Genomic DNA, 26,776 nt, shown 5'->3' on the forward strand with positions numbered 1-26,776 from the left:
GATGTGCCCTAATGTGGCAGACTGACAGGCATGGCCGTGTATTTTGAATGTTTCACCAAAACGGAGATGACCCGCGAAGAGCTCTTCGAAAAATCGTTGAACATCGATGCTCACTCTGGTTCCATGGCCGAATCCGGGGAGCGGGCAGTTGATGGTGTAGTTACCGGACAGATCGCACTGGGTGAGCAGGTCACCTGGCAGGCAAAGCATTTTGGTCTGCCAGTTCGAATGACCTCAGAAATCCTTGAACTGGATGCCCCAAGAACATTCACCGATCAGCAGGTGTGCGGACCATTCAAAAAGTTCCATCATGTCCACGAATTTTTTGAGAGTACAACGGGCACCCTCATGGTGGATCAGATCCATTTTGAAGCCCCGTTGGGCCCGCTTGGTTGGCTGGCCGAACGGCTGGTGCTCAGCTGGTATCTGCCGAGACTGATCCGCATGCGCAATGCGTATCTGATCAATTCCGAACACTAGAATTTCAGGTGTGCCCTTGATCAGCACTTCCCTACACCAGCAAGGCTTTTAGACTTTGACGCAGATCGCTTCGCCATCCAGCGCATTGGTACGCAAGATCGCTTTGATCGTTTCCCACGTACTTTCACCGATTATTTTGGCGACATTGTTGCTGTTGCTCACGCCGCTGCGTGATGCCTCGATTGCCTGGAGCGAAGCCGTTCTTGCCGCAGTATTTACCACGATCATTCCGTGGCTAATCCTGGCGCTAGCCAAGCGGCGCGGCGCAGTTACCGACATGCATGTCACCGTACGTCATCAGCGTCATCTGATTTACGCGATGACTGCCACAATGATCATTATCGGTCTGATCATCTTGTGGCTGGTCAATGCCAGTGCCGGAATTTTCCGCGAAGTGTTCTGCATCTTGCTCGGCTTGTTTACCGTTGCGATCATCAATATTTGGTGGAAGGTTTCGGTCCATCTGGCAGTGGGCACCTACGTCATCTTGCAGTTGGCCAGCCAGAGAGCGGACCTACTACCTGCGGTCTTGCTCTTTATCGCGGTGCTCTCGTGGTCCCGGCTTCGAAGCTTCCAGCACACCGCCACACAGGTGTGCGGCGGTGTAGCCGTCGGCATCCTCATCCACTATGCCCATGAGGTCATGGCGCTGTTCGTGAACTAGCTGCGAATTACTAGCTTGTTGGCTCAGTGAGCTTAGCTGGATCCACCAGTCCGGCGTACTGCCAGCCCGGATAGGTTGCAGGCCTACCCACAGCGCATCCAGCTTCTTCAGCAATCAGTGCGCCAGCAGCCCAGTCATACTCTTGGGTGCCGTATTCGGCGTAGGCGTCCAAGGACCCCTGAGCGACGAGGCATAGGTCAAGGGCGGCAGAACCAATGCGCCGAACGTTGACGTAATCGGCAAGCATTTCTTCCAAGACGCGAGCTTGGAATTGACGACGCTGCGCGTCATAACCAAAACCGGTGCCCAGAATCTTGGCCGGTGAATCTACCGGGCCAGTGAGCTTGGTCAGCTTGCCGGTGCGCAAGTCCTGCTTCCAGGCGCCCAATCCCTTGCCCGCGAAGTACTCCACTTGCAATGCCGGGGCGACAATCGCCGCGGCGACCCACGTTTCGGTTCCGTCTTCTTCGAGCTGGCAGGCACCCACTGATGAACAGTAGTAAGCAATGTTGCGTACGAAGTTGATGGTTCCGTCCAACGGGTCAATGCTCCAACGCACGCCGCTGGGATTCAGTGGTTTAGCGCTCGGGTACTCTTCGCCGGTGAGCTCATCGCTAGGTCGCGAGGTGGTGATGGTGGCTCGAATTGCTTCCTCCGAGGCCCGATCAAAATCGGTCACCCAGTCCCCAACGGCAGACTTATCACTGATGTTAAATTGGGATTCGTCACGGCCAGCTAGTACTTCAGCACCGGCTGCTGCGGCCCGTCGGGCCACCAGCACCAGTGGATCGTGAGTAATTGCTTTGTCCATCGTTAGCCTTCCGTAGGTGCGGCGAGGGCTACCTCGCGCGCTGCATCTGGTCCTTGGTCAAGGAGCACAACAAATCCGGCTTCATCCAGCACTGGCACACCCAGAGACTGCGCCTTATCTAGCTTGGACCCGGCAGCTTCGCCGGCAACTAAGAAATCGGTCTTCTTCGAGACGCTACCGGTCGCTTTACCACCGCGCACGATGATGGCTTCCTTCGCGGTATCGCGCGAGAAATTCTCCAATGTTCCGGTCACCACGATGGCCAGAGACTCAAGATTTTTAGTGATGTTTGCGTCCTGCTCGTCTTTCATCTTCACCCCGGCTGCTTGCCAGGAGGAGACGATGTCTCGATGCCAGTCGACTTTAAACCAGTCCACTAAGGCTTCGGCGATAATCGAGCCGACAGAGTCAATGTCGCTGAGTTCAGCCTCGGCATTACCTGAATCCAAGACTTCTAGCAGCGCATCCATCGATCCGTATCGGGTGGCAATTGCACGCGAAGCATTGGGTCCGACGTGCCGGATGGACAAGGCCACCAGTACGCGCCAGAGTGGATTTTCTTTGGCTTTCTCCAGCTCATCAAGCAGTTTCATGGTGCTGCGGGTGGGTGCCGAAGGCTTCTTGGCGGTGGCTTTGGAGTAGAAGTACGGGACCAGTTCAAACTTTCCGGTGCCTTCGCCCTTCACTCGCTTTTCGCGCCAGACCATCACCTCGCCGAGCTCTTCGAGCTTGTCTTTGAGATTGAACAGCTGCGCTTCATTGTGCAACGGACCCGGACCAGCAGGCAGGATTACTCCGCCTTGGGTTGCAGGGTCTTCGCCCGGACCGCTGGTCAAAGCGGCCGCAGCTTCGTAGCCCAAGGCTTCAATATCTAGTGCACAGCGACCCGAGAGGTAGGCAACTCGCTCTGTGAGCTGTGCAGGGCAAGATTCTGCATTGAGGCAGCGAATGTCCACGTCGCCTTCTTTGGCTGGCGCCAAAGGTTCACCGCACGATGGGCAGTGAGTGGGCATGACAAAGTCGCGTAGTTCAGTATTGCCCTCACGTAGCGGCAAGACCGGGCCAACGATTTCTGGGATGACATCTCCAGCTTTGCGTAGGATCACCGTGTCGCCGATTTTCACGTTCTTGGCAATGACCACTTCTTGGTTATGCAAGGTTGCACGGGCCACGGTTGAACCGGCCACAAGTACTGGCTCCATGACACCAAAGGGAGTAACACGTCCGGTGCGACCAACCTGAACCTGGATGTCCAACAGTTTGGTGTGCACTTCTTCTGGTGGGTATTTGTAGGCTACGGCCCAGCGTGGCACACGAGAGGTGTAACCGAGCTGTTCTTGGGTGGCCAGGTCATTAACCTTGATGACAATGCCGTCAATGTCATGAATCAGATCATGACGTTTTTCCCCATGTTCGGCAATGTAGTCTCTAGCCTCAGCTCGGCTATCAACTACCCGGCCATAGGGTGAAACGGGAAGGCCCCAGCCACGCATGAGCTCATAGGCTTGGGACTGCTCGGTCATGTCGAAGTCGCGGCTGCGTCCTAGCCCGTGGACAAACATTCTCAGCGGGCGCTTTGCCGTTTGTTCCGGGTCCTTTTGGCGTAGGCTTCCGGCCGCTGCGTTGCGGGGATTGGCCAACGGCGCTTTGCCCTGAGCAATCAACATTTCGTTGTAAGCGTTGAAGTCATCGGTGGCAATGAATACCTCACCACGTACTTCAAATTCTGCGGGCCACCCTGAACCGGTCAATTCTTGGGGAATATCGCTGATGGTCAAGGCATTGTGAGTGACATCTTCACCGGTGGTGCCATCACCACGGGTGGCGGCGCGGACCAACTTACCGTCCCGGTAGGTCAGGTTCAGTGCCAGTCCGTCGATCTTGACTTCGCACAACCATTTAACGGGGCTTTGTGGGTGCAGGCGTTCGGCGTTGAGCTGGGCTCGTTCAAGCCAGGCTTCGAGTTCGTCGAGTGAAAAGACGTCTTCCAGCGAGTACATGCGGCTGGCGTGAGTGACCGAGGCGAAGGCGGCAGAAACTTCGCCACCAACTTCTTGGGTGGGTGAATCCTGTCCGGCCAAGATCGGGTATTTCGCCTCGAGTAGCTGCAGCTCATGGAACAGCGCGTCGTACTCAACGTCGGAAATCAGCGGGGCATCATTTTGGTAGTACGCATCGCGGTGCCCGCGAATCTGTTCAACCAACTGTTCGTAGCGGGTCTTTTCAGCTTCCGGCGGAGCATTGGTGGTCTCAACTGGGGTTACGGAATTTTCACTCACATATCCAATTGTGCCCCACTCAATGCCAGAAGCGCAGACTTGACCTGTTAGTTTTCGGCCGCCAACACATCAATGACGATGACTGCGATATTGTCTCGTCCACCAGCTTCAAGCGCTGCCCCGGTCAAGACCTTGGCTGCTTCAGCACGGTCCTTGAAGTTCACCAGAATGGTCTGCAAGATATCTTCGGTCAGTTCGCCGGAAAGTCCATCACTGCACAACAAATAGCGATCCCCGATGCGCGGTTGCAGCACGGTGACATCCGGCTGGCTTTCCGCTCCGGCGCCCAGGGCGCGAGTGATGAGGTTGCGATGCGGGTGGTTGCGCGCTTCAAGTTCGGTGATCTGCCCAGCATCAACCATCTCTTGGACGGCCGAGTGGTCACGGGTGAGCTGCTGCAATGCTCCGTCGCGCAACCGGTAGCCACGCGAGTCCCCCACGTTGACCAGCAAGAGGTTTGGGATGTCTTCGCTGAGTACCGTCAATGGTGCGGTGCTCGGGGTCGAATTGGTGCGGTGGTTTTTTAGTAGCTCCGGAGTAATCTTTGAAATCACGTCGGTATTGATGTTCATGGAAAAACTTGAAGTCCATGGTGGCACGGCCGCAACCGGTGCGGTGACATTATCTCGGCCCTGGTCTGGGGCCTTAATCTGAACCAGCGCGCAGAGCGTGGTTCCGCCGCGAGCTTCCAGAGCTTCCCGGATTCGGTCATCGGCCAGTTGCACCTGACGCTGCACCTCGGCCACGGTGGGAAGTTTGCGTACCGATGTCTTATTGGCGAAGGTGCAAATTTCTTGCATGGTTTCCACCGCAAGCTGGCTAGCAACTTCCCCGGCTTCGTGCCCACCCATGCCGTCAGCTACCGCATATACGATGTCATGCAGCAGGATCCGGTCCTGGTTTTCGGCACGTTTGCGGCCCACATCGGTCAGCCCGGCAGCAGCAAGCGTAAATGGAACTGCATTTGGTTCGGCGTTCATCAGTCAATCACCAGTCCGGCTCCCTCGCCAGGCGAGAGTTCATAAGGTTGAATGTCACCGAAGCCACGCACCGCGGTAATTTCTTGGGCAGTGAGCACAAAGCGAGCGTCGTTGCGCAAAGTATTGGCGGTGATCGCGTCGGTGAGTACCGCTCCTGGCTCAGCTAGAGAGGTTAGTCGCGCGGCCATGTTGACGGTGGGACCGTAAATATCGCCAAGTCGCGAAAGCACACGACCCCAGACGACCGCTCCACGCGTTTGTGGGAACAGTTCGTCCTTGGCTAGTTCGCGAGACAGCGAGAGCGCGATAAGGGCGCCTGCCTGCGGAGTTTCGGCCACATAGAGCACTTCATCACCGATGGTCTTGACCAAACGTCCACCACCCACAGAGATAACCTCCGCACATTTGGCTTCAAAGCGTTGGACCAACTGTGCCAGCGTGCGTTCGTTCATCCGTCGCGACAGGGAGGTATAGGAAACCAAGTCAGCAAAACCGACGGCACGAGCAAGCGGCAACGGGGTGCCTCCGTCAGCGTCGGTGGTGTCTTGTTTGTAAGCAGCCACACCGGTTTCCACACGCAAGGCCATGCGGTGCACCGCAGAGTTCAGCTGGCGGCGCCACGAATAAAGCAGTAAGTCTTCAATGGCAGGGATGATGTCTGGAAGCATGCCAAAGAGCTGACGGCGGGCTTGGCGGTCAGACATATTTTGGTTTGCGATCATGTCTTCCACCAAGGCTTCGATCTGCCACACCACCATGCGGTCGGTCATCTGCCCCACCGAACGCATCAGCGAAATGGCGGTCTCTTCGGTGAGTTTTCCTTCGCGCACCATGTCCACCATGGTGCCCAGTGCAGCTTTGTCCGCTTTGGTGAAGAAGACTTCATCATCACTGAGTTCAGGGAATCCGATGGCGCGCCAGAGTTTGCGCGCCGAGTGCAACGAAATTCCGGCTTCAGCGGCTACTTCGCGGCGGCGGAATTCGCGTTGGCCACCAATAAGACGGTTCTCCAGGGAGGCGACGTTGTCGCGCACCGCATCTGGGGTGTGGGCCGGAATGCGCAGCGGGCCTTCCATGGCTTGGGCCAGCTCCAGAATCGGATCTGACTCGCCCGGGGCTTCAACGACAGGGTGTTGACGGGCTTCGCGGGCGGCCTGTGCGGCGGACTGCGGAGAATCCGGCCGGGGTGGATTGGTGTGCTCGGTGCTCATGCCCCCGTGCCTTCACTGTTCGTCGTTTCGGTGTGCGCCGCACCGGGATTGTTTCGTAGGTTGGTCATCGTTTCCACGGCCAATGAGCGGAAGTACCCAACGGCCGGTACGTGGGAAATGCGAACATATCCTTGATTCATCACGATGTCCAAGGTGCCCGCTCGTGTCATCGCGTTATTGGACTTCGCGTAGGCAACAAGATCACGAACCGTAAATAATCCTACAGATTGCAGTTTGCCTTGGCTGTAGGTGGAGCGGAACATGATCCGTTCGGTGGTTAGCACCACCAAGCTACGCGTCCAGCGAATCCACGGAAGCAGTACCCAGATGAGCACCAGTGCCGCCCACAGCACTACGCTCACGATCATCCAGACGTTGGCATTGTTAGCCAACCAATCCGAGAGGTCCTCACGTGAGAGGTAGCCTAAGGCAAAAGTGCACAGTGCGGTGAGGATGAGGAAGGCGGTGATCGGCTGTCGCAATACCCGGGAGTGCTCGCGAGTTTTGATGACCACTCGCTCCCGTTCATGTAGCGGCAACTTCATCGTATGGGTCCTCGCCCCTCCCCTTCAGACATAGTGCTTCGGTCAGTACCTTCAATAATAGTCCCGGTACTAGGCCCAACACCTATTAGGCATACTTTCCGTCGGCGCGCCGCACATGGTGCACGTCCCCGGCCAGTACTTCTCGGCGCTTGCCTGCTGCGTCTTCTAAAATCAGTGCGCCATCTGTGCCAAGCTGCACCGCTGTGGCTTCAATCGTGGAACCGTCCGGGAATTCTACGCGTACTAGATGCCCCAAGGTTGCCAGTTTGGCGCTGACCATTTGGTGAAGTGACTGACCATCAAATCCAGGCAATGGCACGTGGACGGATCCAGCAACTTGACGGAAGCTGCGATCCAACCCGACCAGTTCCTTGAGGTACTCAGCCAATAGCCCGGTGCGGTCGATCGAACCAGAGCTAGCTAGGCGTAGCGAGGTTGCTGTGGGTACCGGCAATTCTTCTCGGTCTTGATCCACGTTCATCCCGGTACCGATGACTACGCCGTAACCGTTGGCCACCGGAACCAGTTGAGCAAGGATGCCGCAGATTTTGAATTCTCCAGCAAGCAAGTCATTGGGCCACTTGATACTTACCGGAACTTCAGCGACCCGTTCAGCGGCTCGACTCCACGCCAAGGCTGCGATCATTGTGTACCAAGACAAGGCCTCGGTCGACACATTGGCACCGGGAATCACAAGCACACTGACGGTGATTGATGAGCCTAACGGGGTTACCCAGCTACGACCCAGTCGACCTTTTCCTGCTTGCTGATGTTCGGTGAAGTAAACGCTGAGGTGCCCGGCTTGGCCGGCAGATGCCAGGGTCGCTAGCTCCGTGTTGGTGGAACCAGAGACCGCCTTGAGCTGCACAAGCCCTAGCTGCAACTGATCGGTGAGCTTAGTTAGACGACTCGGATCAATAGCAGCGCGGGCGGTGTCAGAGGAATTATCCATAGCTAAACCCTAAGACACCGCCAACTGAGTCAACGCGAGTTTAGAGGAAGATGTCTTCCACCAATGGCACCTCGGGCTTTAGTGAATACTGCTCCAAATCGGTAACGCCGGCAGATTTCAGCACCTGGCCATCGGTGAAGAAGTTTCCACTCAATGTTTGCGGGTTGCTGCTCAAGATGGCCATCGCGGCATCGGCGACAATTTGTGCGTCGCGCGCCCCCTGGATCATCTTTTGCCCACCAGGCAGGTTACGAATGGCCGCGGTATCAATCAGGGTTTCAGGCCATAGTGAGTTCACACCCACGCCTTCGCCCTTCAGTTCCTCGGCCAGACCTAGGGTGGTGAGCGACATGCCGTATTTGGCCATGGTGTAGGCCAGGTGTTCTCCGGCCCACCGCGGGTCAAGGTTCAGCGGTGGAGAGAGTGTGAGGATATGTGCGTGCTTTGAGGCACGCAGGTATGGAAGCGCGGTTTTGGATAGCAAGAAGGTTCCACGGACGTTGATGTCCTGCATCAGGTCGTAGCGTTTCATATCTACCTGGTCAGTTTTGGCGAGGTTGATGGCTGACGCGTTATTCACCACGATGTCGATTCCACCAAATGTTGCCACGGCTTCATCAACTGCTCGTTGTACGTCGGCGTCGATACGAACATCGCCAACCACTGCTAGACCTTTACCGCCGGCCTGATTAATTTCTTGTACTGCGGTGTGGATGGTGCCTTCGAGGCTGGGGTGTGGATCCGAGGTTTTAGACAGCAACACCACGTTGGCACCGAGTGCACCGGCGGCTTTTGCTATGGCTAATCCGATACCGCGGCTTCCGCCGCTCATCAAGATTGTGCGATTCTTGAGGCTCTGCGCATCAGGGGCGATCTGAGTTCGAGGTTCATTAGTCATGTGATCTAGGTTACGCGAAGATTCTCCGCTAAGCTACTGGGCAGTAACTTATTCTGGCGTGCCACGCACTGGATATCTATCCAATTTGTAAGATTCCTACAATCAGAACTCGCGTTTCCCCAGTTAGACTGGCTTAGATGACATTTTTCTTGTGTCATTCCTACACATTGAAGACAACTCGAGGGAGTCGAAGGCATGACGCAGGGCAGAACCGAGGCAGACGAAGCGATCGACCTGTCCACCACCGCCGGCAAACTCGCTGAATTCCGCCGCCGCCAGAAACTCTCCGAGGCACCTAGCGGCCAGGCAGCTATCGAAAAGCAGCATTCCCGTGGCAAGAATACCGCCCGCGAACGCATCGAGATGCTCATGGACGAGGACTCTTTTGTCGAATTTGATGCTCTAGCCGTTCACCGTTCCACCGCCTTCGGAATGGAAAAGAAGAAGCCCCTAGGCGACGGCCTGGTTTCTGGCTACGGCACGGTTGACGGTCGTTTGGTTGCCGTCTACTCCCAAGACTTCAGCGTTTACGGCGGATCGCTCTCGCAGGTCAACGGTGAGAAGATCGTCAAGGTTCAGGAATTTGCGCTGCGCAACGGTTGCCCAGTTGTGGGCATCCTCGACGGTGGTGGCGCTCGTATTCAGGAGGGCGTTGCCTCGTTGGCGATGTTCGCTGATATCTTCCGCAATAACGTTCACGCCTCCGGCGTAGTACCTCAGATCTCCTTGATCATGGGCCCTTCAGCTGGCGGTGCGGCCTACTCCCCTGCCTTGACTGATTACGTGATCATGGTCGACAAGACCAGCCACATGTTCATCACCGGTCCAGACGTGATCAAGACCGTCACCGGTGAAGAGATCGACATGGAAACTCTCGGTGGCGCGCGTCAGCACAACGCCAACACCGGTACCGCTACCTACTTGGCTAGCGATGAAGAAGACGCTGTGGAATTCTGCAAGGAACTGCTGGACTTCCTACCTTCCTCAAACCTTGCCGATGCACTGATCGCAGAATTCGATGAAGATCTGGAAATCTCCGAGGAAGATCTCGGACTTGATACCTTGATCCCAGACTCCGCAAACCAGCCTTATGACATGCGTAAGATCATCGAGTCCATCGTGGATGACGCACACTTCTTTGAGATGCAGTCACTCTACGCACCAAACGTGATGATCGGTTACGCCCGCATTGAAGGTCGCACCGTAGGCATTGTGGCTAACCAGCCAATGCAGTTTGCCGGCACCTTGGATATTGCGGCCTCCGAAAAGGCCGCCCGCTTTGTACGCAACTGCGACGCCTTCAATATCCCAATCCTCACCTTCGTGGATGTGCCAGGCTTCCTCCCGGGCAAGGATCAAGAATTCCAGGGCATCATTCGCCGCGGCGCCAAGTTGCTTTACGCTTACGCCGAAGCCACGGTGCCAAAGCTGACCGTCATTACCCGCAAAGCCTACGGCGGAGCGTACATCGTGATGGGCTCCAAGAAGCTCGGAGCTGACCTCAACTTGGCTTGGCCAACCGCGCAGATTGGCGTCATGGGTGCCCAGGGTGCGGTAAACATCCTTTACCGTCGCGATTTGGCAGCGGTAGAAGCTGAAGGCGGCGACGTCGAAGCTCGTCGCAAGGCCATCATTGATGACTACGAGGCTGAGTTGCTCAACCCGTACCAGGCTGCCGAACTCGGTTACGTTGACGCTGTTATCGCGCCAAGTGATACTCGTGTGCAGCTGGTTCGAGGACTGCGAGCGCTCCGCGAGAAGCATGCAGTCTTGCCTCCAAAGAAGCACGGCAACATCCCGCTGTAAGCGTCACCGGTCAAACATTCGAGCACTACCAAGGAGCAAGCCAATGGAACAGGACGCCGCGAATACTGCAGTTCCGCAGATCCGTGTGACCAAGGGCAATCCCACCGCAGAAGAATTAGCAGCGGTCACTGCACTGCTGTGCGCGCTAGGGAATGCTCCTGCTCAGCAGAGTGAGACGGCAGCTCCTGAGAAAAAGCGGGTAACGCGGATGCGCAAGCGTCGTGCGCTGACTCCTCGTTTGGGTTGGACCATCGGGCGCCGGTAATTTCTGGCAGCACGCACTAAACATCACTCAAGGCTTGATGCTCTGTTACTCAGAGCATCAAGCCTTGAGTTTTTTGCGTCTCGAGGACATTGAAGTCATGTTCGCAGTCTTCGTTGCCCAGATGAAATCAATGATTTTAGTCAAAAAGCAGATGTAAAACTCTTCAACAAATCTTTCATATCAACTAGTGTTAGCGTCATGACATCATCCTCCTCGCACCGCGAGCCTTCAGCAATCGACAAGATTGCTGAAGACTTCTTCACCCAGAGCCTTGAGCTCACCCCTGAATGGGGCGTTTCACTAGGTATAGCCGGTCACGAGTCCGACTATGGTGACTACTCCCCCTTGGGCACCACTGGGCAAATTCGACTTTTACGTGACACTTTAAGTGCACTGGCTAATTCAACTGCCGCTGATGCCATCGACGAGGTCACCCTCGACGCGATGACCGAGCGGTTGAGTTTGGAATTAGAAATCTTGTTCTCCGGGCGCACGGAACTGAACAATATCGCCAGCCCCGCACAAGAGATCCGCTCCATCTTTGACTTGATGCCTCAAGAAACAGCTGAGGATTTTGCTTTCATCGCTCAGCGTTTGGAAAATCTTCCGGCTGCAATTGACGGTTACATTGCTTCACTGCGGGACTCGGCATCCAACTCGCTGGTTCCTGCCAAGCGGCAGGTTCGTATCGTCAACACCCAGTGCATCGATTACGCCAAGGATGGCGGCTTCTTTGATCAGCTAGCCGCCTCAGGAAAAAAAGTTGACGCTGGTCTTGAGGAACGTCTGGCAAATGGTGCCAGCCTTGCCAAGGACGCCTATCGCCGGTTGGCAGAATACCTAGAGAGCGAATTACTTGCTCAGGCCCCTGAACAAGATGCGGTGGGTCGTGAATACTACTCGCTGATGTCGCGTCGTTTCCTTGGGGCCACTGTTGACTTGGATGAGACCTACGCATGGGGCGTGGCCGAACTCGACGCCATCATCGCCGAGCAGCAGCGTGTGGCGCAGCAGATCAAGCCAGGTTCCACCATTGAAGAAGCCAAGCGCGTACTCAATGAGGATCCAGCTCGAAAGCTCAGTGGTACCGACGCACTGCGTGAATGGATGCAGGGCAAAGCGGACCAGGCTATTGCGGACTTGTCGAAAGAGCACTTTGACATTCCGGCTCCCATGGACCGTATTGAGTGCATGATTGCGCCTACTGAAGATGGCGGCGTGTACTACACCGGACCGTCTGAAGACTTCAGCCGTCCCGGTCGCATGTGGTGGTCGGTGCCGCCAGGCGAAGACCAGTTCACCACGTGGGCCGAGCTAACCACCGTGTACCACGAAGGTGTCCCCGGACATCACCTGCAAATCGGAACAGCACAAATGCAGGCAGCCACACTTAATAGCTGGCGCCGGTTGATGTGCTGGGTATCTGGCCAAGGTGAAGGTTGGGCTCTTTACTCAGAGCGCCTGATGCATCAATTGGGTTACCTCGACGATCCGGGCGATTACATGGGCATGCTTGATGCGCAACGTTTGCGCGCAGCTCGCGTTGTTTTTGATATCGGAGTTCACCTTGGCTTGCCGGTGCCAGCACAGTGGGGCCAAGGCATCTGGAACGCAGAGAACGGCTACGAATTCTTGAAGAAGAATCTGGATCTGTCTCAAGGCCAACTCGACTTTGAATACAACCGCTATCTCGGATGGCCCGGGCAAGCACCGTCATACAAGATCGGCCAGCGTCTATGGGAACAGATCCGAGATGAATATGCCGCTACCGAGGGTGATTCCTTCTCTCTCAAGGCCTTCCACACCTCAGCTCTACAGCTGGGCTCAGTCGGTCTGGACACCTTGAAGCGCGCGCTACTTAAGTAAGTATTGCCAAAAAGCCAGGGCTCCGAATGATTATTCGGAGCCCAGCTTTTTATGGCTGATAGCTGGATATCTGAATCAGATTTCCGCAAGTATCATCGAAAGTTGCGACAAAGACAGTGCCTGCGTCCGTTGGGCCTTGCGTGAAGTGCACACCCAAGTCGCTCAAGCGCTCATATTCGGCTTGAACATCATCGACGGCAAACGAGGTGATGGGGACACCATCAGCTTTGAGCGCTTCTCGATATGGTCCAACAGCCCTGTGGGCCGCAGGCTCCAGCAGAAGCTCGGGCCCATTTTCCTGATCAGGTGCGACTAGGGTCAGCCAACTGTAGGGGCCGACTGGCACATCATGCTTAACCTTAAAACCCAAAATGTTTGTGTAGAACTCTTTGGCTTTTTCTTGATCATCAACAAAGACGCTAGTGATGTATACGCGCATTCCCTTAGTCCTTAGCTTTGCTCCATATATCAGTGACTCTCAGCTTTCCATGCTGTGAGCATTTCTCAAGGCCTGAGCGCAGGCCTGACGTATGCCACACACTGACTGACTAATCCAACTCACACCTAAGCGCTGAGGTGCCCGCGGCCTCAAACACGCAGAAATTGTCGGTGAGAGAGTCGAGGGAATATTGGCGAAAATTCCCTTATTTCAGCGCTTGGAGACCGCGAAAAGTATGTCAATACCCACAATGAGCACTTATTTGTAACACCTCGTACTATTGAGTGCGGCGGAGATTAGCGATCACCCTAGCCTTAAAGACATGTCTAACTCCGCGCCATCATCCAAACTCCCTAAATGGATGACCAGCTTCGGGCCGCAAATCATTGCAGCACTGATTGTCGGTCTCGTTCTGGGTCTTATTGCAAAGTACACCGGTAGCACCGCCGAGGAACCAAACGGGCTAGGTCGATTCCTTTCGATCATTGGCTCAAGCTACGTTTCTTTGCTTCGCACCGCAGTAATCCCCCTGATCTTCTTCGCAGTAGTGGCGTCTATCGCCAACCTTTCCAAGGTCACCAACGCCGCACGTTTGGCATGGCAGACCCTACTGTGGTTCGCAATTACCGCACTGGTCTCTGTAACCATCGGCATGCTCCTGGGCGTAGTATTCCAGCCAGGCGCCAACACCGGCCAGAGCGCACCAGCAGACTACGAAGGCAAAACCGGCGATTGGCTCGGCTTCCTTACCGGTCTAGTGCCATCGAACTTCCTCGGCTTGGGAGCGAGCACCACTATTGCAGATGGTGCAGCCACCACCTCGGTCAGCTTCAACGTGCTGCAGATTCTCGTTGTTGCCATCGCCGTGGGTGTTGCCGCACTCAAGGTTGGCAAAGCTGCCGAACCATTCCTGACTTTCTCCGCTTCGGCACTGGCTATCATCCAGAAGGTTTTATGGTGGATCATCCGCGTTGCCCCGATTGGCACCGTCGGCTTGATCGGTAACGCCGTCGCTACCTACGGCTGGGACACCATTGGTGCCCTGGGTAAGTTCACCGTAGCTATCTATGTTGGCCTCGCCCTAGTGCTCTTTGCGTTCTACCCAATTTTGGTTCGTAGCCATGGCCTATCCGTCAAGCAGTACTTCTCTGGTGTGTGGCCAGCCGTGCAGTTAGGCTTTGTCTCCCGCTCGTCAATCGGCACCTTGCCTTTGACCCAGCGTGTCACCGAACGAAACCTCGGTGTACCTTCGGGCTACGCATCCTTCGCAGTGCCACTGGGTGCAACCACCAAGATGGATGGTTGCGCTTCGATTTACCCAGCTGTGGCATCGGTATTTGTCGCCCAGTTCTTCAATATTGATCTGAGCTTCACGGACTACATCTTGATTGCCATTGTTTCGGTGCTGGGCTCAGCTGCTACCGCTGGTACTACCGGCGCTGTGGTCATGTTGACCCTGACCCTGTCGACTTTGGGATTGCCACTTGCCGGTGTGGGCCTGCTTATGGCCGTAGACCCAATCATTGACATGGGCCGTACCGCGCTGAACGTTGCTGGCCAAGCCTTGGTCCCAACGATTGTGGCTAAACGTGAGGGCATCTTGGATCTTGAGATGTACAACGCTGCGCGTAACGGCAACCCATTTGCTGAGGATTCCTTTTCGGATAACAACACAAACGCAGAGCCAGTAGCTGCCAAATAGCTTCTGAGTACTAGCGCGAAGGCGTCCGAGCAATTGAGCTCGGACGCCATTGTCGTTAATCACCTATCTCTTTAAACCAAAAGAAGTTGCACAGCGTGCAAGTTTGCACGTAGTGTAATTATGTGACTACCCTGAGCGCCGGCACTCGCCGAGAACAAAACAAACGTGCCACTAAACAGGCCATCGTGGATGCTGTTGCGCAGCTTCTCCATCAAGGATCCTCAACTGCACCGACCGCGAACGACATCGCCGACGCTGCTGGGATTTCCAGGCGCACGCTGTTCAACTACTTCCCAACAGTGGACGCCGTCTATTCCTATCCCCTGCATCAGCTACTAGATGTCACGGTGGAAACCATGAGTGAGCCGACCGAGACTTTCACCCTGCTTGACTCGATTATGCAGGCTCTAAAATCTGACAAGGTTGCTCAGCTTCTGGGTCAGGTGGCCTACTTTGGCGCTTTTGTCATAGCCGATGAAGACAGCCGTTGCCTGCCGGCCAATGTCAGCGAATGGCAAAAGGCAACCAATGATCTCTTTGCAAAAGTCATCGCCCGCTACCCGCAAGCAGACAGTTTTTCACTGCGTGTTCTCACCCATTCAGTTTTGGGCGCTGGCCAAGCCGCCTTTGATGAATGGATGGAACACGTCCCGTCCAATGTGAACGCAAGCATGGACATCACTCCTGAGCTCATTGCTAAGTTCCACGCATTGGTAACCAAGGCAATGAACACACTGGATCAAGGATTCGCACCACCTGCGATGAACAGCATCAGCACTTCGAAGGACATCTAAGCTCATGGCATCATTCCTCTACCGCCTGGCACGGTGGGCACATCTGCACCGTTTCCGGGTCATTTCCATGTGGTTAGCAACGTTCATTTTCATCGGAATCTGCGCCAGTCTGTTCATGGGACAGCTCTCCAACACGTTCACCTTGCCCGGCACTGAAACCCAGCGAACCCTGGACCGGATGAAGGAAGAACTTCCTGATCTGGCCGGCGGCTCTGGCTCGATCGTCTTCCGCGAAAGCACCGGCAAACAGCTAAGCCCCTCTCAGCAGAAATCCATTGGCGAGTCCTTGGAGCAGCTTTCACTGCACCCACAGGTTGCTGACGCGATGAGCCCTTTTGAGCTTCAAAAGAAGCTTGATGATGCCCAGCCTGAACTTGATAAAAACAATAAGAAGCTCGTTGATGGTCAGAAGAAGCTAGAAGACGCCAAAAAGAAAATTGCTGACGGCAAGGTACAGCTCGAAGACGGTCGCGAAGAACTAAAAACCGGATGGGCACAGTACTTCGACGGCGAAAAGAAGATCAAAGATGGCGAACCTCAGATCACCGCTGCCGAAACAAAGCTGGCGGACAGTCGCGCGCAGCTGAATGCCGGACAAGCCGAACTCGACTCCGGAGCGTCCAAGCTTGCGGCCGGTGAAGCCAAGTACAACGACGGTCTAGCGAAGTACCAAGCGGGCAAGCAGTCTTATGATGCTGGCCAGGCTCAGTACACCGCGGGAGAAAACAAACTTGCCGCCGCACAAAAGCAGCTGGCTACCGGTGAACAGCAGTATGAAGCCGGAGAAAAGAAGCTTCTAGGCAACTCTTCACGAAGCGAATTCGAAGCCTCATTAGCTACAGGAAAGAAGAAAGCACAGGCGGGCCTTTCGCAGGCGGAGGATGGACTGGCCAAGGCCACTGCCGGTGTTGAACAGGCAGATGCCTCCATCAAACAGCTCAACGAGCAGATCTCGGCCACCGAAAAGGCACTAGAACAAGCAAAGAGCGATGAGGATGAACAAGCCGTTGCTCAATACACCGAAACACTAACTCAGCTCCAAGCCGGATTGGCGCAAGCTGAAGAGGGCAAGGCCACCGCGCAAGCAGGGGTCAAGCAAGCCCAAGCCGGCAAGGAAGAAGCCAATGCCGCGTTGGACCAGATTGCTCAGGGCGAAGCTGGTTTAGTCAAGCTTGATGCGGCAAAGAAAAAACTTGATGATGGCCAAGCGCAGATCACCTCGGGCCGTAAAGAATTGGACGCCAATAAGCCCCAACTCGCCGCAGCCAAGTCTCAGCTGGCTGACGCAAAGGCCGAGCTGGATAAGGCAAAGTCTGAAATTGCAGCTAACAAAGCCAAGCTGAATCAGGGGCAGGCACAGCTAGATTCTGGTTGGGCCAAGCTGAATGCTGGTCAGCAAGAATTCGACCAGAAGAAGGCCGAGTTCCTCGAAGGTAAGGCGCAGCTTGCCGCGGCCAAAGCAAAGCTTGAGACCGGCGAAAAAACCATTAAGGAAAAAACTGCCGAGCTTGAACAAGGCGAAAAAGACGTAGAAAAGGGCGAGAAAGAGTTAGCCTCTGGCCAGGCCGAACTGCAGTTCGCTTCACGTCAGGTTGGCGCCAATTCGGATATGCGTTTTGTCTCTGAAGATCAGAGCACTGCCGTCTCCCAGGTCAGCTTCAAAGTGCAGACCGATGCATTAACGCCGGCAGACCGCGAACAGATCAAAGCCATCGCCGCTGGCCCGCAGGCCAATGGTGTTGAGGTGCTGTTCTCCAAGGACATCATGCAGGATATGTCTGAGGTCTTCGGCTCCTCGGAAATCATTGGTGTGGTCATTGCGGCCATCGTTCTGCTGGTCATGCTGGGCACCTTTGTTGCCGCTGGTCTCCCGCTGGTACTAGCAATACTGGGTGTGGGTGCCGGCGTTGGTACCACCATGGCCTTCTCCTCACTGATTGACATGGCCTCGATTACTCCCGCCCTCGCTTTGATGCTGGGCCTCGCGGTGGGTATCGACTACGCACTGTTCATCATTCACCGTCACCGCACGCAGTTACTTGGTGGCATGGAGGTGGGTGAATCCATAGCGCGTTCGGTTGGCACCAGTGGCAACGCCGTGGTGTTCGCCGGTTTGACCGTGATCATCGCGCTGGCCGCGTTGGCAGTGCCGGGCTTGCCATTCTTGACCGTGCTGGGTCTATCGGCGGCGTTCACCGTGTTCTGCTCGGTACTGTTGAACATCACCTTGCTGCCCGCATTGCTCTCCTTGGTCGGACACCGCCTGGTTTCCAAGCGTGCCCGCAACAAGGCCGCGACGATGGTAAAGAACCCAGAAATCAAGGAGCCGCTGTCCGCACGTTGGGTTCGCACCGTCACCAAGTTTGCCGTTCCAGTCACGCTGTTGGTTGTGGTGCTCCTTGGGGCAATCGCCCTGCCTGCGTCCCAGATGCGCACCGCGTTGCCAGATGGCAGTGCTGAACCGGCTGACTCACAGGCATTCCAAGCCTTCGAGCAGACCAGCGATAAATTTGGTGCCGGCTACAACGGTCCCCTGCTGGTCCTGGCTGATCTGCCGGAGAACCTGAACGAGCGGGATGCGCAGACCAAGTCGTTGGACGTGGCTGACAAGATCCGTGAATACGACGGAGTGGTCGCAGCCATTCCGGTCACAATGACCGATAACCACCGTTTGGCAGCCATCCAGGTCATTCCGACCGGCGGCCCCTCCTCCGAACAGACCGAGGCGCTGGTTCACCAGTTACGTGCTGACCACACCAAGATTGCGGACGCTACCGGCGCAAGCATCGCGGTGACCGGTCAGGTGGCCGCTCAGATCGATGTGTCTGAAAAAGTCACCGCGGCACTGGTTCCTTACCTGAGCATTGTGGTTGGTCTGTCGCTGATTCTCTTGCTCTTGGTTTTCCGCTCCGTGGTGGTTCCGCTCTTGGCAACCGGCGGCTTCCTGTTGTCTTTGGCAGCGGCCTTTGGCGCGAGCACCTTGGTCTACCAGTTCGGTTGGTTCTCCAAGATCTTCGACGTCAATGTCCCCGGTCCCTTGCTCAGCTTCCTGCCGATTCTGCTCACCGGTATCCTCTTTGGTTTGGCCATGGACTACCAAGTGTTCTTGGTATCGGCCATGCGTGAACGCTACGCGCACGGTGAGCCAGCCAAGGATGCAGTTCGTTCCGGCTTCTCGATGGCGGCTCCGGTGGTTACCGCGGCAGCGTTGATCATGATCTCCGTCTTTGCCGGATTTATGTTCTCGCATCTGGCCATGCTCCGCCCGTTGGGCTTTGCCTTGGCATTCGGAGTGCTCTTCGATGCCTTCATCATCCGCATGACCTTGATTCCTGCAGTGATGCACTTGCTGGGCGACAAGGCTTGGTACCTGCCAAAGTGGCTGGACAAGATCCTGCCCGATGTTGATGTGGAAGGATCTAAGTTAAATCAGATGCTTGAGTCCGAGGACTCTGGCAACGATGATGAGCGAGATCAGGACTACACCAAGGAAAATGTCTCGGTATGAGCGATTTGAATAAATCAACAGCGCAACTGGTTTTGGCCTCGGCTTCATGGGGACGCAAGAAAGTGCTTAGCGATGCTGGTCTGCAATTTGAAACTCAGGTTTCGAAGGTGGATGAAGATGCGGTTTTAGCCAATGCAGTCGCTCAGTTCGGTCAACAGAGTCCAGCGCAAACAGCGCAGCTACTGGCTAAGGCCAAAGCTGAAGATGTCGCAGCTGGCCAGCATCCTCAAGGCACCGTGGTGCTTGGCTGCGACTCGGTCTTTGAACTGAACGGTGTAGCCTACGGCAAACCGCACACTGAACAGGTTGCGCGTGAACGGTGGCAGCAACTAAGCGGTTCCACCGGAATTCTGCATTCTGGTCATTGGCTGATTGATCCAAATGATCCAAGCAAATCTGCTGGAGAAGTCTCCTCGACGGTCGTGCATTTTTCCACGGTCAGAGAGGCGGAGATCCAGGCTTACGTGGCCAGTGGTGAGCCACTACCTTGCGCCGGAGCCTTCACCATCGACGGACTGGCCGCAGCCTTTATCGAATCCATCGAGGGCAACTTCCAGAACGTTGTCGGTGTGGACGTATTTGTTCTACGCAAGCTTTTGACTCAAGGCGGAATCAGCATCATAGATCTTTGGAAATAATCACTGAATCACGCGCCTAGGAGCACTGCTCCTAGGCGCGTAGTTCTTTGCTGGCCAAAGTTGTCTGCGCGCTCAAACCAAGCTGGCGCACCTGGTGCGTGCGGCAGTCGTGGCACTGTAGGTATTGCACAATCCCCTGGGAGGTCTGGTGACTAGATTGCACTTCCCAGAAGTGCTCATGGCTGGTCGTTGAGGATCGTTGATCAATGCTGGGGCTGTAGTTCGTTGTGGTCATAGAATCAGCATGATGTAATGTCCTTATGCAACTCAACCCTTACGGAGAGTATGCGGTTTTACTCGCTGCTTCCTTGGCAAATAACTGGCCGGAAAACCGCGATGAGATCGAAGCGCGCACTCGCGAGGTCGGCATGACCATGCCTTTTCCGCGGCGCAGTGCCGACCATAGTCAAACGCGCGCCATGATTGATGACTGGTTGCGCATCGTTGATGCGGCTTCGGATGAAGAACGTGCTGAGCTATTAAATCTGCAGATGGCCCAAGCTTCCGCGTATCCACGCATGGTCAATCACGATGGAGAAGGGTGGCATCTGCACTATCGCGATAACGGGCAGAATATGCCACTGGTACTGCGGTCGGTCATTGCGGTGGGAACGGCCCTGCATCTGAGCACCCGCGGCATGCACCGATTGCGTCGATGCGAAGCCGAACCCTGCACCCAGGTGGTTGTGGATGTAACGCGCAATGGACGACAGCGTTACTGCTCGGTGCGCTGCGCCAATCGAGCTGCGGTCCGTCGCCACCGCGTGCGTCAGGCCTAAAGGTTCATCGGCAAAATCCCACGCGGACATCCCGGACAGCAATCAAGCTTTCACTTGTAGTTCCTCCTACGTCCCCTCACGTTCAGCCGCGCCTACCCCGCTGGCTCTGCTCAGCTCCGCTGAACAGCCTTTCAGAGACCTAATATTTGTAGGATTCCTCCAAAGTTTCATCTCAAACACCCGGGTTTGGCGGGTTAACTACATATAGTTCCCACAAAAACGATAGGCTCCTAGATGAGAAACCCTATTTTTTGAAGACAGGTTCACGATGAATCAATTGACGAAGGTGCTAATCGCCAACCGCGGCGAGATTGCAGTGCGCATTATCCGTGCCGCACGCGATGAAGGAATCGAGTCCGTAGCGGTCTACGCCGACTCCGACCGCGATGCACTGCATGTGCGTTTGGCTGATGAAGCCTACGCGCTGGGCGGCATCACCGCTGCCGAGTCATACCTTCGCATTGAGAAGATCTTGGACGCTGCCGAACGCTCCGGCGCGGACGCTATCCACCCGGGTTACGGCTTCTTGTCGGAGAACGCGGAATTCGCTCAGGCAGTCATCGACGCCGGCCTGACCTGGATCGGCCCTTCGCCAGATTCCATCGATCAGCTCGGTGACAAGGTCAAGGCCCGCCACATCGCTGAGAAGGTTGGCGCTCCGCTGGTACCAGGTACCAAAGATCCTGTCGCTTCAGCTGACGAGGTCTACGCCTTCGCCGATGAGCACGGTCTGCCACTAGCCATCAAGGCTGCCTACGGTGGCGGCGGACGCGGTATCAAGGTGGTTCGCAACCGCGAGGAAATTGGCGAGCTTTATGACTCTGCAGTTCGCGAAGCCGTCGCAGCCTTCGGCCGCGGCGAATGCTTCATCGAACGCTTCCTGGACGCACCGCGCCACGTAGAAACTCAGTGCTTGGCCGACGTGCACGGCAACGTTGTTGTTGTCTCCACCCGCGACTGCTCGCTACAGCGCCGCAACCAGAAACTGGTTGAAGAAGCTCCGGCACCATACTTGAGCGAAGATCAGATCACCCGACTCTACGAAGCGTCCAAGGCGATCTTGCGTGAAGCTAAGTACACCGGCGCTGGCACCTGCGAGTTCTTGGTGGGCCAGGACGGCGTGATCTCCTTCTTGGAGGTCAACACCCGCCTGCAGGTAGAGCACCCAGTCTCCGAGGAAGTGACCGGACTGGACTTGGTTCGCGAACAGTTCCGCATCGCCCGTGGCGAAGAGCTGGGCTACACCGATCCAGAAGTTCGTGGTCACTCCTTCGAATTCCGCATCAACGGTGAAGACGCTGGCCGCAACTTCATGCCAACCCCGGGCACCATCTCCAAGATGAACCTGCCTTCGGGTCCTGGCGTGCGTGTTGACTCGGGTATCGAGCAGGGCGAAAGCGTCTCCGGTAACTTCGACTCGATGATCGCTAAGCTCATCGTCACCGGCGGCACCCGTGAAATTGCTGCAGCACGTGCCCGTCGAGCACTGGAGGAATTCCAGATTGATGGCATGGCTACCGTTCTTCCATTCCACCGTGCAGTGATGAGCGACCCAGCATTTGTTCCTACACAAGGTGCTTTCACGGTCCACACCCGCTGGATCGAGACCGAATTTGCCACCGCCATTGAACCGCACCCAATGCCAGGAGCGTCAGAGGACGCTGAAGATTCGCAGCGCACCAGCGTCACCGTTGAGGTTAACGGGAAGCGCCTAGAAGTGACCCTTCCTTCCTCGCTGGGCTCAATCTCTGCCGGCAGCGCCGATCAGGGCGGAGCTAAGAAGAAGCGTAAGTCCAGCCGTAAGGCAGCTGCTGGCTCCAGTGCCAACAGCGCTGAGCTGCGCTCCCCTATGCAGGGAACGATCGTGAAGGTCGCCGTTGAAAATGGCGCAGAGGTAGCTCAGGGCGATCTGATCGTGGTGCTTGAAGCCATGAAGATGGAACAGCCGATCACCGCGCACCGCGATGGTGTGGTTAGTGGCCTAGAGGTAGCTCCCGGCGAGACCTTGTCTTCCGGTGCTGTGATCGCTTCGATTGGTGACGCAAGCTAGTTTCTTTCGCAAAACTGGTGGGGGTTCTTTTAAGGTATTTTCCTTGAAAGAACCCCCACCGGTGTTTAACTTTCCTGTATGGCTACTGGGCAGCAAGCCAATCGGTGAAGTTCACTTGTCCTAGCCGGGCAGAGCTACCAGGCAGGATTCCGCCAGTACGCATCGCTTTACCCATGGCACCGGGAACCGGGACTTCAACGATCTTTGGTGATTTGCCTTGGTGTGCAAGGTACTGGGCAAAAAGATCCGGCATGCTCTCTTCTTGCGGTCCGGCCAGATCCTGAACCACACCCTGAGCAGGAGCCAACGCCAGCTCGGCTAGCGCGATCGCTACTTCACTGCCGGCAATCGGCTGGAGACGCATTTTTGGGGCCATTTGCACGGGGCCTGCGCCAAGGCGAGTGATGTTTTGACCCACAAATTCATGGAACTGAGTGGTGCGCAACAACGTGTATCCGCCGTCCAGCATTTGCAGCATACGTTCTTGGGCAGCTTTGCCGGCATAGTAGCCGGAGTCGATAGCTGCAGCACCGATGATGGACAGAGCCACGTGGTTCTGCACCCCGGCCTCGCGTCCGGCGCTGACCAGGTTCGCGGTGGACTGGGTGAAATAACGCATCGAAGCTGATGCGCTGGTGGTCGCGGAGCCAGAGACGTCAATGACCGATTCGCAGTCGGTCAGCCACTGCCGTACGGAGTTCTGGTTAGTCAGGTCGCATCCTGAGGAACGTGAAAGAACCAGCGGCTCATGACCAAGAGTTCTGAGTACTTCAACGACTTGGCGTCCTAACATTCCGGTGCCTCCGGCAACTGCAACGCGCATGACTGCTCCTTTTTGATCCACAGTGACTGTGTTCGCATGCTCGCACATCTATGTACGGATGCAACGAACGGAAACAACGAACTAAGGCCTGCCCAAACACCATCATGTGGTGTTTGGGCAGGCCTTAGGCGTGAAGCGCAGTTCAATTATTCAATGAATTCTTCCATGTCAACATCCGAAGTGTCTCGGGTGAGGAACAAGGCAATCAAGGTCAGTACTGCGGCAATTGAGAGGTAGATACCAACACCAACGGTGTTGCCGTCTCCGGCCTTCCACAGGGCTACTGCAACAAATGATGCAGGAGCAGCGCCGATCACCGAGGACATGTTGTAGGCAACCGCAGAGCCGGTGTAGCGAACGTTGGAAGGGAAGAGCTCAGGCAGGTAGGAAGCCATTGGGCCAAAGGTCATGCCCATCAGCGCGAAACCAACAATCAAGCCTGCCATAGCGGCTGCCTGACCTGGACCGAAGAACAAGGTCCAGGCAAGGCCGAAGACCAAGATGCCGGTAGAAACCCACATCAGGAACTTACGACGGCCGAACTTCTCAGCCAGTGGGCCGGAGACAACGGTGAAGATACCGAAGAAGACAACACCGATGATCAGCATGGTCAGGAAGGTTGGACGTTCAATGCCCAAGCCTGGAACAAATCCGGCTGCGTCAAAGGCCTTGCCCTTGGCTGCAGCAGCCGCAGAAGCCGTCTCAACGGTAGCGGGCTGGGTGCCATAGGTCAGGGTGAAGGAAGTCATCAGGTAGAACAGCACGTAGGTTGCCAGCATGATGAAGGTACCAGCCAAGGTTGGACGCCAGTGCTTCTTCATGGTCACCGCGAATGGCGACTTTACAACCTTCTTCTGATCCAGAACCTTCTGGAAGGAAGCGGACTCAACCAGCTTGAGGCGAACCCACAAACCGATGAGAACCATAACAGCCGAGAAGAAGAACGGAATACGCCAGCCCCATGCTTGGAACTGCTCTGGGGTGCTCCAGGTCTGCAGAGCCACAAAGATTAGGTTGGCAATGATGAAACCGATTGGTGCGCCCAGCTGTGGGAACGTGCCGTAGATGGCACGCTTGTTCTTTGGAGCATTTTCTGTGGCCAGCAGTGCTGCACCGGACCACTCACCACCCAAGGCCAAGCCCTGTGCAAAGCGCAGGATGACCAAAGCTAGCGGCGCCAAGATGGTCCAGTGACCGGCAGCTGGCGGCAGGAAGCCAATCAGGAATGTCGCAATACCCATGAGCAGCAGCGAGGCAACTAAGGTGCCTTTACGTCCCAGCTTGTCGCCGTAGTGACCGAAGACAATCGATCCCAATGGACGGGCCAGGAAGGCAACACCGAAAATCGCGAACGAAGAAAGGATCGCGTTGATTGCGGTGGCGTTCGGGAAGAACAGTGCTGGGAACACGAGCACCGACGCGGTGGCGTAGGCGTAGAAATCGAAGAATTCGACTGTAGTGCCAATCATGCTGGCGAATAGCACGCGTCCGCGTGAGTTCCCCTTGGGCACCACTGTCTGGTTAGCCTGCGACATTGAGGCTGCTCCTTAGAGTGAAAGTACGAGTTGGTCGGTCATTTACGAATGTCACAATCTTAAGCCTCGCTGCCCAGTATTCGGATATTGATGTCCATTATTTGGACACTAAATCCCCACCTGACGTTCACTACCCTCTTACTTCCCGGGGAAATAGCCGAATTTCGCCGTTCATATAATGAGATATGACTAGCAAAAAGAAAAGTTTTCTTCCGCTGAAGGCAGGGTCAAGGTGAAAGCAATCACTATTACTTGCGACTCCCCTTAAACAACACAAGAACGGCAGCTGAGTTGTGAAAACTCAGCTGCCGTTCTTGGATGCTAACCGGTGTTTAGAGGTGTCGGTGAAGGCGACGTGCCGCCTCGCCCAACGAACCGGACAAGGATGGGTAGACCGTGAAGGTCTCTGCCACGTCATCAACGTGCAGGCCGTTCTGAACTGCCAAGGCCAGCGAGTAAATCAGTTCACTAGCTCGCGGTGCTACCACCACACCGCCAATGACGGTGCCTGAGCCCTTGCGCGAAACGATCTTCACAAAGCCGTGCTCCACGTTCATCATCTTGGCGCGAGCGTTGGTGTTCAAGTCCACCTTGATGATGTTCGCCTGGTACTTGCCCTCAGCTACTGCGCGCTGGGTGACACCAACGGTAGCGATTTCTGGGGAAGTGAAAACGTTCGAGGCAACCAAATCCAAGTTCAGCGGCTTCACCGTGTCGCCAAGAAGGTGAGCTACGGCAATACGGCCCTGCATCGCAGCTACCGATGCTAGTGCGAAGACGCCGGTGCAGTCACCGGTGGCGTAGATGTTGGTTGCGGTAGTACGCGAAACACCGTCGACCTTGATGTGTCCAGATTCGCTGAGCTGTACGCCAGCCTCTTCCAGACCGAGGTTTGCGGTGTTGGGGATGCCGCCAACTGCAACGAGGCAGTGGCTTCCTTCAAGTACACGGCCATCGGCCAAGGTGACAAAGACCTTGTCGCCCTTGCGCTCTACGCCTTCGGCGCGAGCCTGGGAAACAACGTTAACGCCGTTTTCCTTGAAGGCATCTTCCAGCACTGCCGCTGCGTCTGCGTCCTCGCCCGGAAGGACTCGGTCACGCGAGGACACCAAGGTGACCTTGGCGCCTAGCAGCTTGTAGGCGGAAGCGAACTCAGCGCCGGTGACACCAGAACCGATCACGATCAGGTGCTCTGGCACCTCGTTCATGTTGTAGATCTGGGTCCAGTTAAAAATGCGTTCGCCATCTGGCTTAGCCGTAGGCAATTCGCGTGGGTGGGCACCGACGGCCAGAAGAATGGCGTCAGCATCGATGTTCTGCTCGGTTCCATCCGGGTGAGCCACAGCGACGGTGTTCGCGTCGAGAAGACGACCTTCACCAATCACAATGCGCACGCCACCACGTTCTAGGGTGTTGCGAATGTCCGAGGACTGCTCTTTGGCCAAGGCCAAGAGTCGGTGGTTGACCACCGAGAAGTCGGTAACCGCTGAGTCGAGTCCTTCAACGTGGACTCCGAATGCTTCAGCTTGCTTTACGCGGCGCACAGCGTCGGCGGTAGCAATTAGGGTCTTGGATGGGACGACATCGGTCAGCACTGCCGAACCGCCCATGCCGGCACGTTCTACAACGGTGACGTTGGCGCCCATTTGGGCTGCTCCGATGGCAGCTTCATAGCCACCAGGTCCTCCGCCGAGAATTACTAAACGGGTTGCTTCACTACTACTGTCTGCGCTCACAATTTCTATTGTTCA

General features: G+C 55.9%; 23 protein-coding genes. 11 read left to right on the forward strand and 12 right to left on the reverse strand.

What is annotated here, in order from left to right; translation table 11 throughout:
- Positions 1–30: 30 nt before the first annotated feature.
- Both EYR88_RS12620 and EYR88_RS12625 read left to right on the forward strand, forming a co-directional pair.
- Positions 31–480 carry an SRPBCC family protein gene (locus EYR88_RS12620; RefSeq protein WP_131090112.1) on the forward strand — a complete coding sequence of 150 codons (450 nt, stop codon included), beginning with the start codon at positions 31–33 and terminating at the stop codon, positions 478–480.
- A 55-nt stretch (positions 481–535) separates the two neighbouring features.
- On the forward strand, positions 536–1,144 hold the full coding sequence (locus EYR88_RS12625) for a hypothetical protein (RefSeq protein WP_131090113.1): 609 nt from the start codon (positions 536–538) through the stop codon (positions 1,142–1,144).
- Between the two features lie 10 nt (positions 1,145–1,154).
- On the opposite strand, the gene EYR88_RS12630 is transcribed toward EYR88_RS12625, so the two are convergent.
- From EYR88_RS12630 to EYR88_RS12660, 7 genes are all read right to left on the reverse strand, one after another.
- A complete protein-coding gene (locus EYR88_RS12630) occupies positions 1,155–1,955 on the reverse strand; it encodes an inositol monophosphatase family protein (RefSeq protein ID WP_131090114.1) in 801 nt (266 codons plus the stop codon).
- Positions 1,956–1,957: 2 nt separating this feature from the next.
- Positions 1,958–4,234, reverse strand: a complete 2,277-nt coding sequence (ligA, locus tag EYR88_RS12635) for an NAD-dependent DNA ligase LigA (protein ID WP_242632577.1) — start codon at positions 4,232–4,234, stop codon at positions 1,958–1,960.
- Between the two features lie 47 nt (positions 4,235–4,281).
- The gene (locus EYR88_RS12640) at positions 4,282–5,214 is read right to left on the reverse strand and encodes a protein phosphatase 2C domain-containing protein (RefSeq protein WP_131090116.1); all 933 of its coding nucleotides are present in this window, start codon (positions 5,212–5,214) and stop codon (positions 4,282–4,284) included.
- Positions 5,214–6,425 carry an adenylate/guanylate cyclase domain-containing protein gene (locus EYR88_RS12645; protein WP_131090117.1) on the reverse strand — a complete coding sequence of 404 codons (1,212 nt, stop codon included), beginning with the start codon at positions 6,423–6,425 and terminating at the stop codon, positions 5,214–5,216. Before EYR88_RS12645 ends, EYR88_RS12640 begins: the two co-directional genes overlap by 1 nt.
- On the reverse strand, positions 6,422–6,970 hold the full coding sequence (locus tag EYR88_RS12650; RefSeq protein ID WP_131090118.1) for a hypothetical protein: 549 nt from the start codon (positions 6,968–6,970) through the stop codon (positions 6,422–6,424). Before EYR88_RS12650 ends, EYR88_RS12645 begins: the two co-directional genes overlap by 4 nt.
- 85 nt (positions 6,971–7,055) lie before the next feature.
- Positions 7,056–7,922: a biotin--[acetyl-CoA-carboxylase] ligase gene (locus tag EYR88_RS12655; RefSeq protein ID WP_131090119.1), complete on the reverse strand. Its 867-nt coding sequence runs from the start codon at positions 7,920–7,922 to the stop codon at positions 7,056–7,058.
- Between the two features lie 40 nt (positions 7,923–7,962).
- The gene (locus EYR88_RS12660; RefSeq protein WP_131090120.1) at positions 7,963–8,820 is read right to left on the reverse strand and encodes an NAD(P)-dependent oxidoreductase; all 858 of its coding nucleotides are present in this window, start codon (positions 8,818–8,820) and stop codon (positions 7,963–7,965) included.
- A 195-nt stretch (positions 8,821–9,015) separates the two neighbouring features.
- Here EYR88_RS12660 and EYR88_RS12665 point away from each other — a divergent pair, with 195 nt between their 5' ends.
- From EYR88_RS12665 to EYR88_RS12675, 3 genes are all read left to right on the forward strand, one after another.
- Positions 9,016–10,626 carry an acyl-CoA carboxylase subunit beta gene (locus EYR88_RS12665; RefSeq protein ID WP_131090121.1) on the forward strand — a complete coding sequence of 537 codons (1,611 nt, stop codon included), beginning with the start codon at positions 9,016–9,018 and terminating at the stop codon, positions 10,624–10,626.
- Positions 10,627–10,669: 43 nt separating this feature from the next.
- Positions 10,670–10,891 carry an acyl-CoA carboxylase subunit epsilon gene (locus EYR88_RS12670; RefSeq protein WP_165477360.1) on the forward strand — a complete coding sequence of 74 codons (222 nt, stop codon included), beginning with the start codon at positions 10,670–10,672 and terminating at the stop codon, positions 10,889–10,891.
- Between the two features lie 198 nt (positions 10,892–11,089).
- A complete protein-coding gene (locus tag EYR88_RS12675; protein ID WP_131090123.1) occupies positions 11,090–12,757 on the forward strand; it encodes a DUF885 domain-containing protein in 1,668 nt (555 codons plus the stop codon).
- Positions 12,758–12,806: 49 nt separating this feature from the next.
- Here the strand turns inward: EYR88_RS12675 and EYR88_RS12680 are convergent, their stop codons facing one another.
- Positions 12,807–13,196, reverse strand: a complete 390-nt coding sequence (locus tag EYR88_RS12680; RefSeq protein WP_131090124.1) for a VOC family protein — start codon at positions 13,194–13,196, stop codon at positions 12,807–12,809.
- 322 nt (positions 13,197–13,518) lie between these two features.
- Here EYR88_RS12680 and EYR88_RS12685 point away from each other — a divergent pair, with 322 nt between their 5' ends.
- The 4 genes from EYR88_RS12685 to EYR88_RS12700 all read left to right on the forward strand — a co-directional run bounded on the left by EYR88_RS12685 (position 13,519) and on the right by EYR88_RS12700 (position 19,838).
- The gene (locus EYR88_RS12685; protein ID WP_131090125.1) at positions 13,519–14,898 is read left to right on the forward strand and encodes a dicarboxylate/amino acid:cation symporter; all 1,380 of its coding nucleotides are present in this window, start codon (positions 13,519–13,521) and stop codon (positions 14,896–14,898) included.
- A 122-nt stretch (positions 14,899–15,020) separates the two neighbouring features.
- A complete protein-coding gene (locus tag EYR88_RS12690) occupies positions 15,021–15,692 on the forward strand; it encodes a TetR/AcrR family transcriptional regulator (protein WP_131090126.1) in 672 nt (223 codons plus the stop codon).
- A gap of 4 nt (positions 15,693–15,696) precedes the next feature.
- A complete protein-coding gene (locus EYR88_RS12695) occupies positions 15,697–19,200 on the forward strand; it encodes an MMPL family transporter (RefSeq protein WP_131090127.1) in 3,504 nt (1,167 codons plus the stop codon).
- Positions 19,197–19,838 (forward strand): nucleoside triphosphate pyrophosphatase, encoded by a 642-nt coding sequence (locus tag EYR88_RS12700; RefSeq protein ID WP_131090128.1) that lies wholly within the window; start codon positions 19,197–19,199, stop codon positions 19,836–19,838. Before EYR88_RS12695 ends, EYR88_RS12700 begins: the two co-directional genes overlap by 4 nt.
- A gap of 31 nt (positions 19,839–19,869) precedes the next feature.
- Here EYR88_RS12700 and EYR88_RS12705 read toward each other — a convergent pair whose 3' ends face one another.
- Positions 19,870–20,073 (reverse strand): hypothetical protein, encoded by a 204-nt coding sequence (locus EYR88_RS12705; protein WP_131090129.1) that lies wholly within the window; start codon positions 20,071–20,073, stop codon positions 19,870–19,872.
- Positions 20,074–20,098: 25 nt separating this feature from the next.
- Between EYR88_RS12705 and EYR88_RS12710 the strand changes: the two genes are divergently transcribed.
- Both EYR88_RS12710 and EYR88_RS12715 read left to right on the forward strand, forming a co-directional pair.
- Positions 20,099–20,617, forward strand: coding sequence for a CGNR zinc finger domain-containing protein (locus tag EYR88_RS12710; RefSeq protein WP_131090130.1), 519 nt, complete (start codon positions 20,099–20,101; stop codon positions 20,615–20,617).
- 268 nt (positions 20,618–20,885) lie between these two features.
- The gene (locus EYR88_RS12715) at positions 20,886–22,667 is read left to right on the forward strand and encodes a biotin carboxylase N-terminal domain-containing protein (RefSeq protein WP_131090131.1); all 1,782 of its coding nucleotides are present in this window, start codon (positions 20,886–20,888) and stop codon (positions 22,665–22,667) included.
- An 82-nt stretch (positions 22,668–22,749) separates the two neighbouring features.
- Here the strand turns inward: EYR88_RS12715 and EYR88_RS12720 are convergent, their stop codons facing one another.
- The 3 genes from EYR88_RS12720 to EYR88_RS12730 all read right to left on the reverse strand — a co-directional run bounded on the left by EYR88_RS12720 (position 22,750) and on the right by EYR88_RS12730 (position 26,761).
- The gene (locus tag EYR88_RS12720; protein WP_165477361.1) at positions 22,750–23,490 is read right to left on the reverse strand and encodes an SDR family oxidoreductase; all 741 of its coding nucleotides are present in this window, start codon (positions 23,488–23,490) and stop codon (positions 22,750–22,752) included.
- Positions 23,491–23,636: 146 nt separating this feature from the next.
- Entirely contained in the window at positions 23,637–25,025 is a 1,389-nt protein-coding gene (locus EYR88_RS12725; RefSeq protein ID WP_131090133.1) for an MFS transporter, read from the reverse strand.
- A gap of 332 nt (positions 25,026–25,357) precedes the next feature.
- Positions 25,358–26,761, reverse strand: coding sequence for an NAD(P)H-quinone dehydrogenase (locus EYR88_RS12730; RefSeq protein WP_131090134.1), 1,404 nt, complete (start codon positions 26,759–26,761; stop codon positions 25,358–25,360).
- Positions 26,762–26,776 lie beyond the last annotated feature (15 nt).

Source organism: Arthrobacter sp. S41 (genome assembly GCF_004320535.1).
In the GTDB taxonomy this organism is placed as follows: Bacteria; Actinomycetota; Actinomycetes; order Actinomycetales; family Micrococcaceae; genus Glutamicibacter.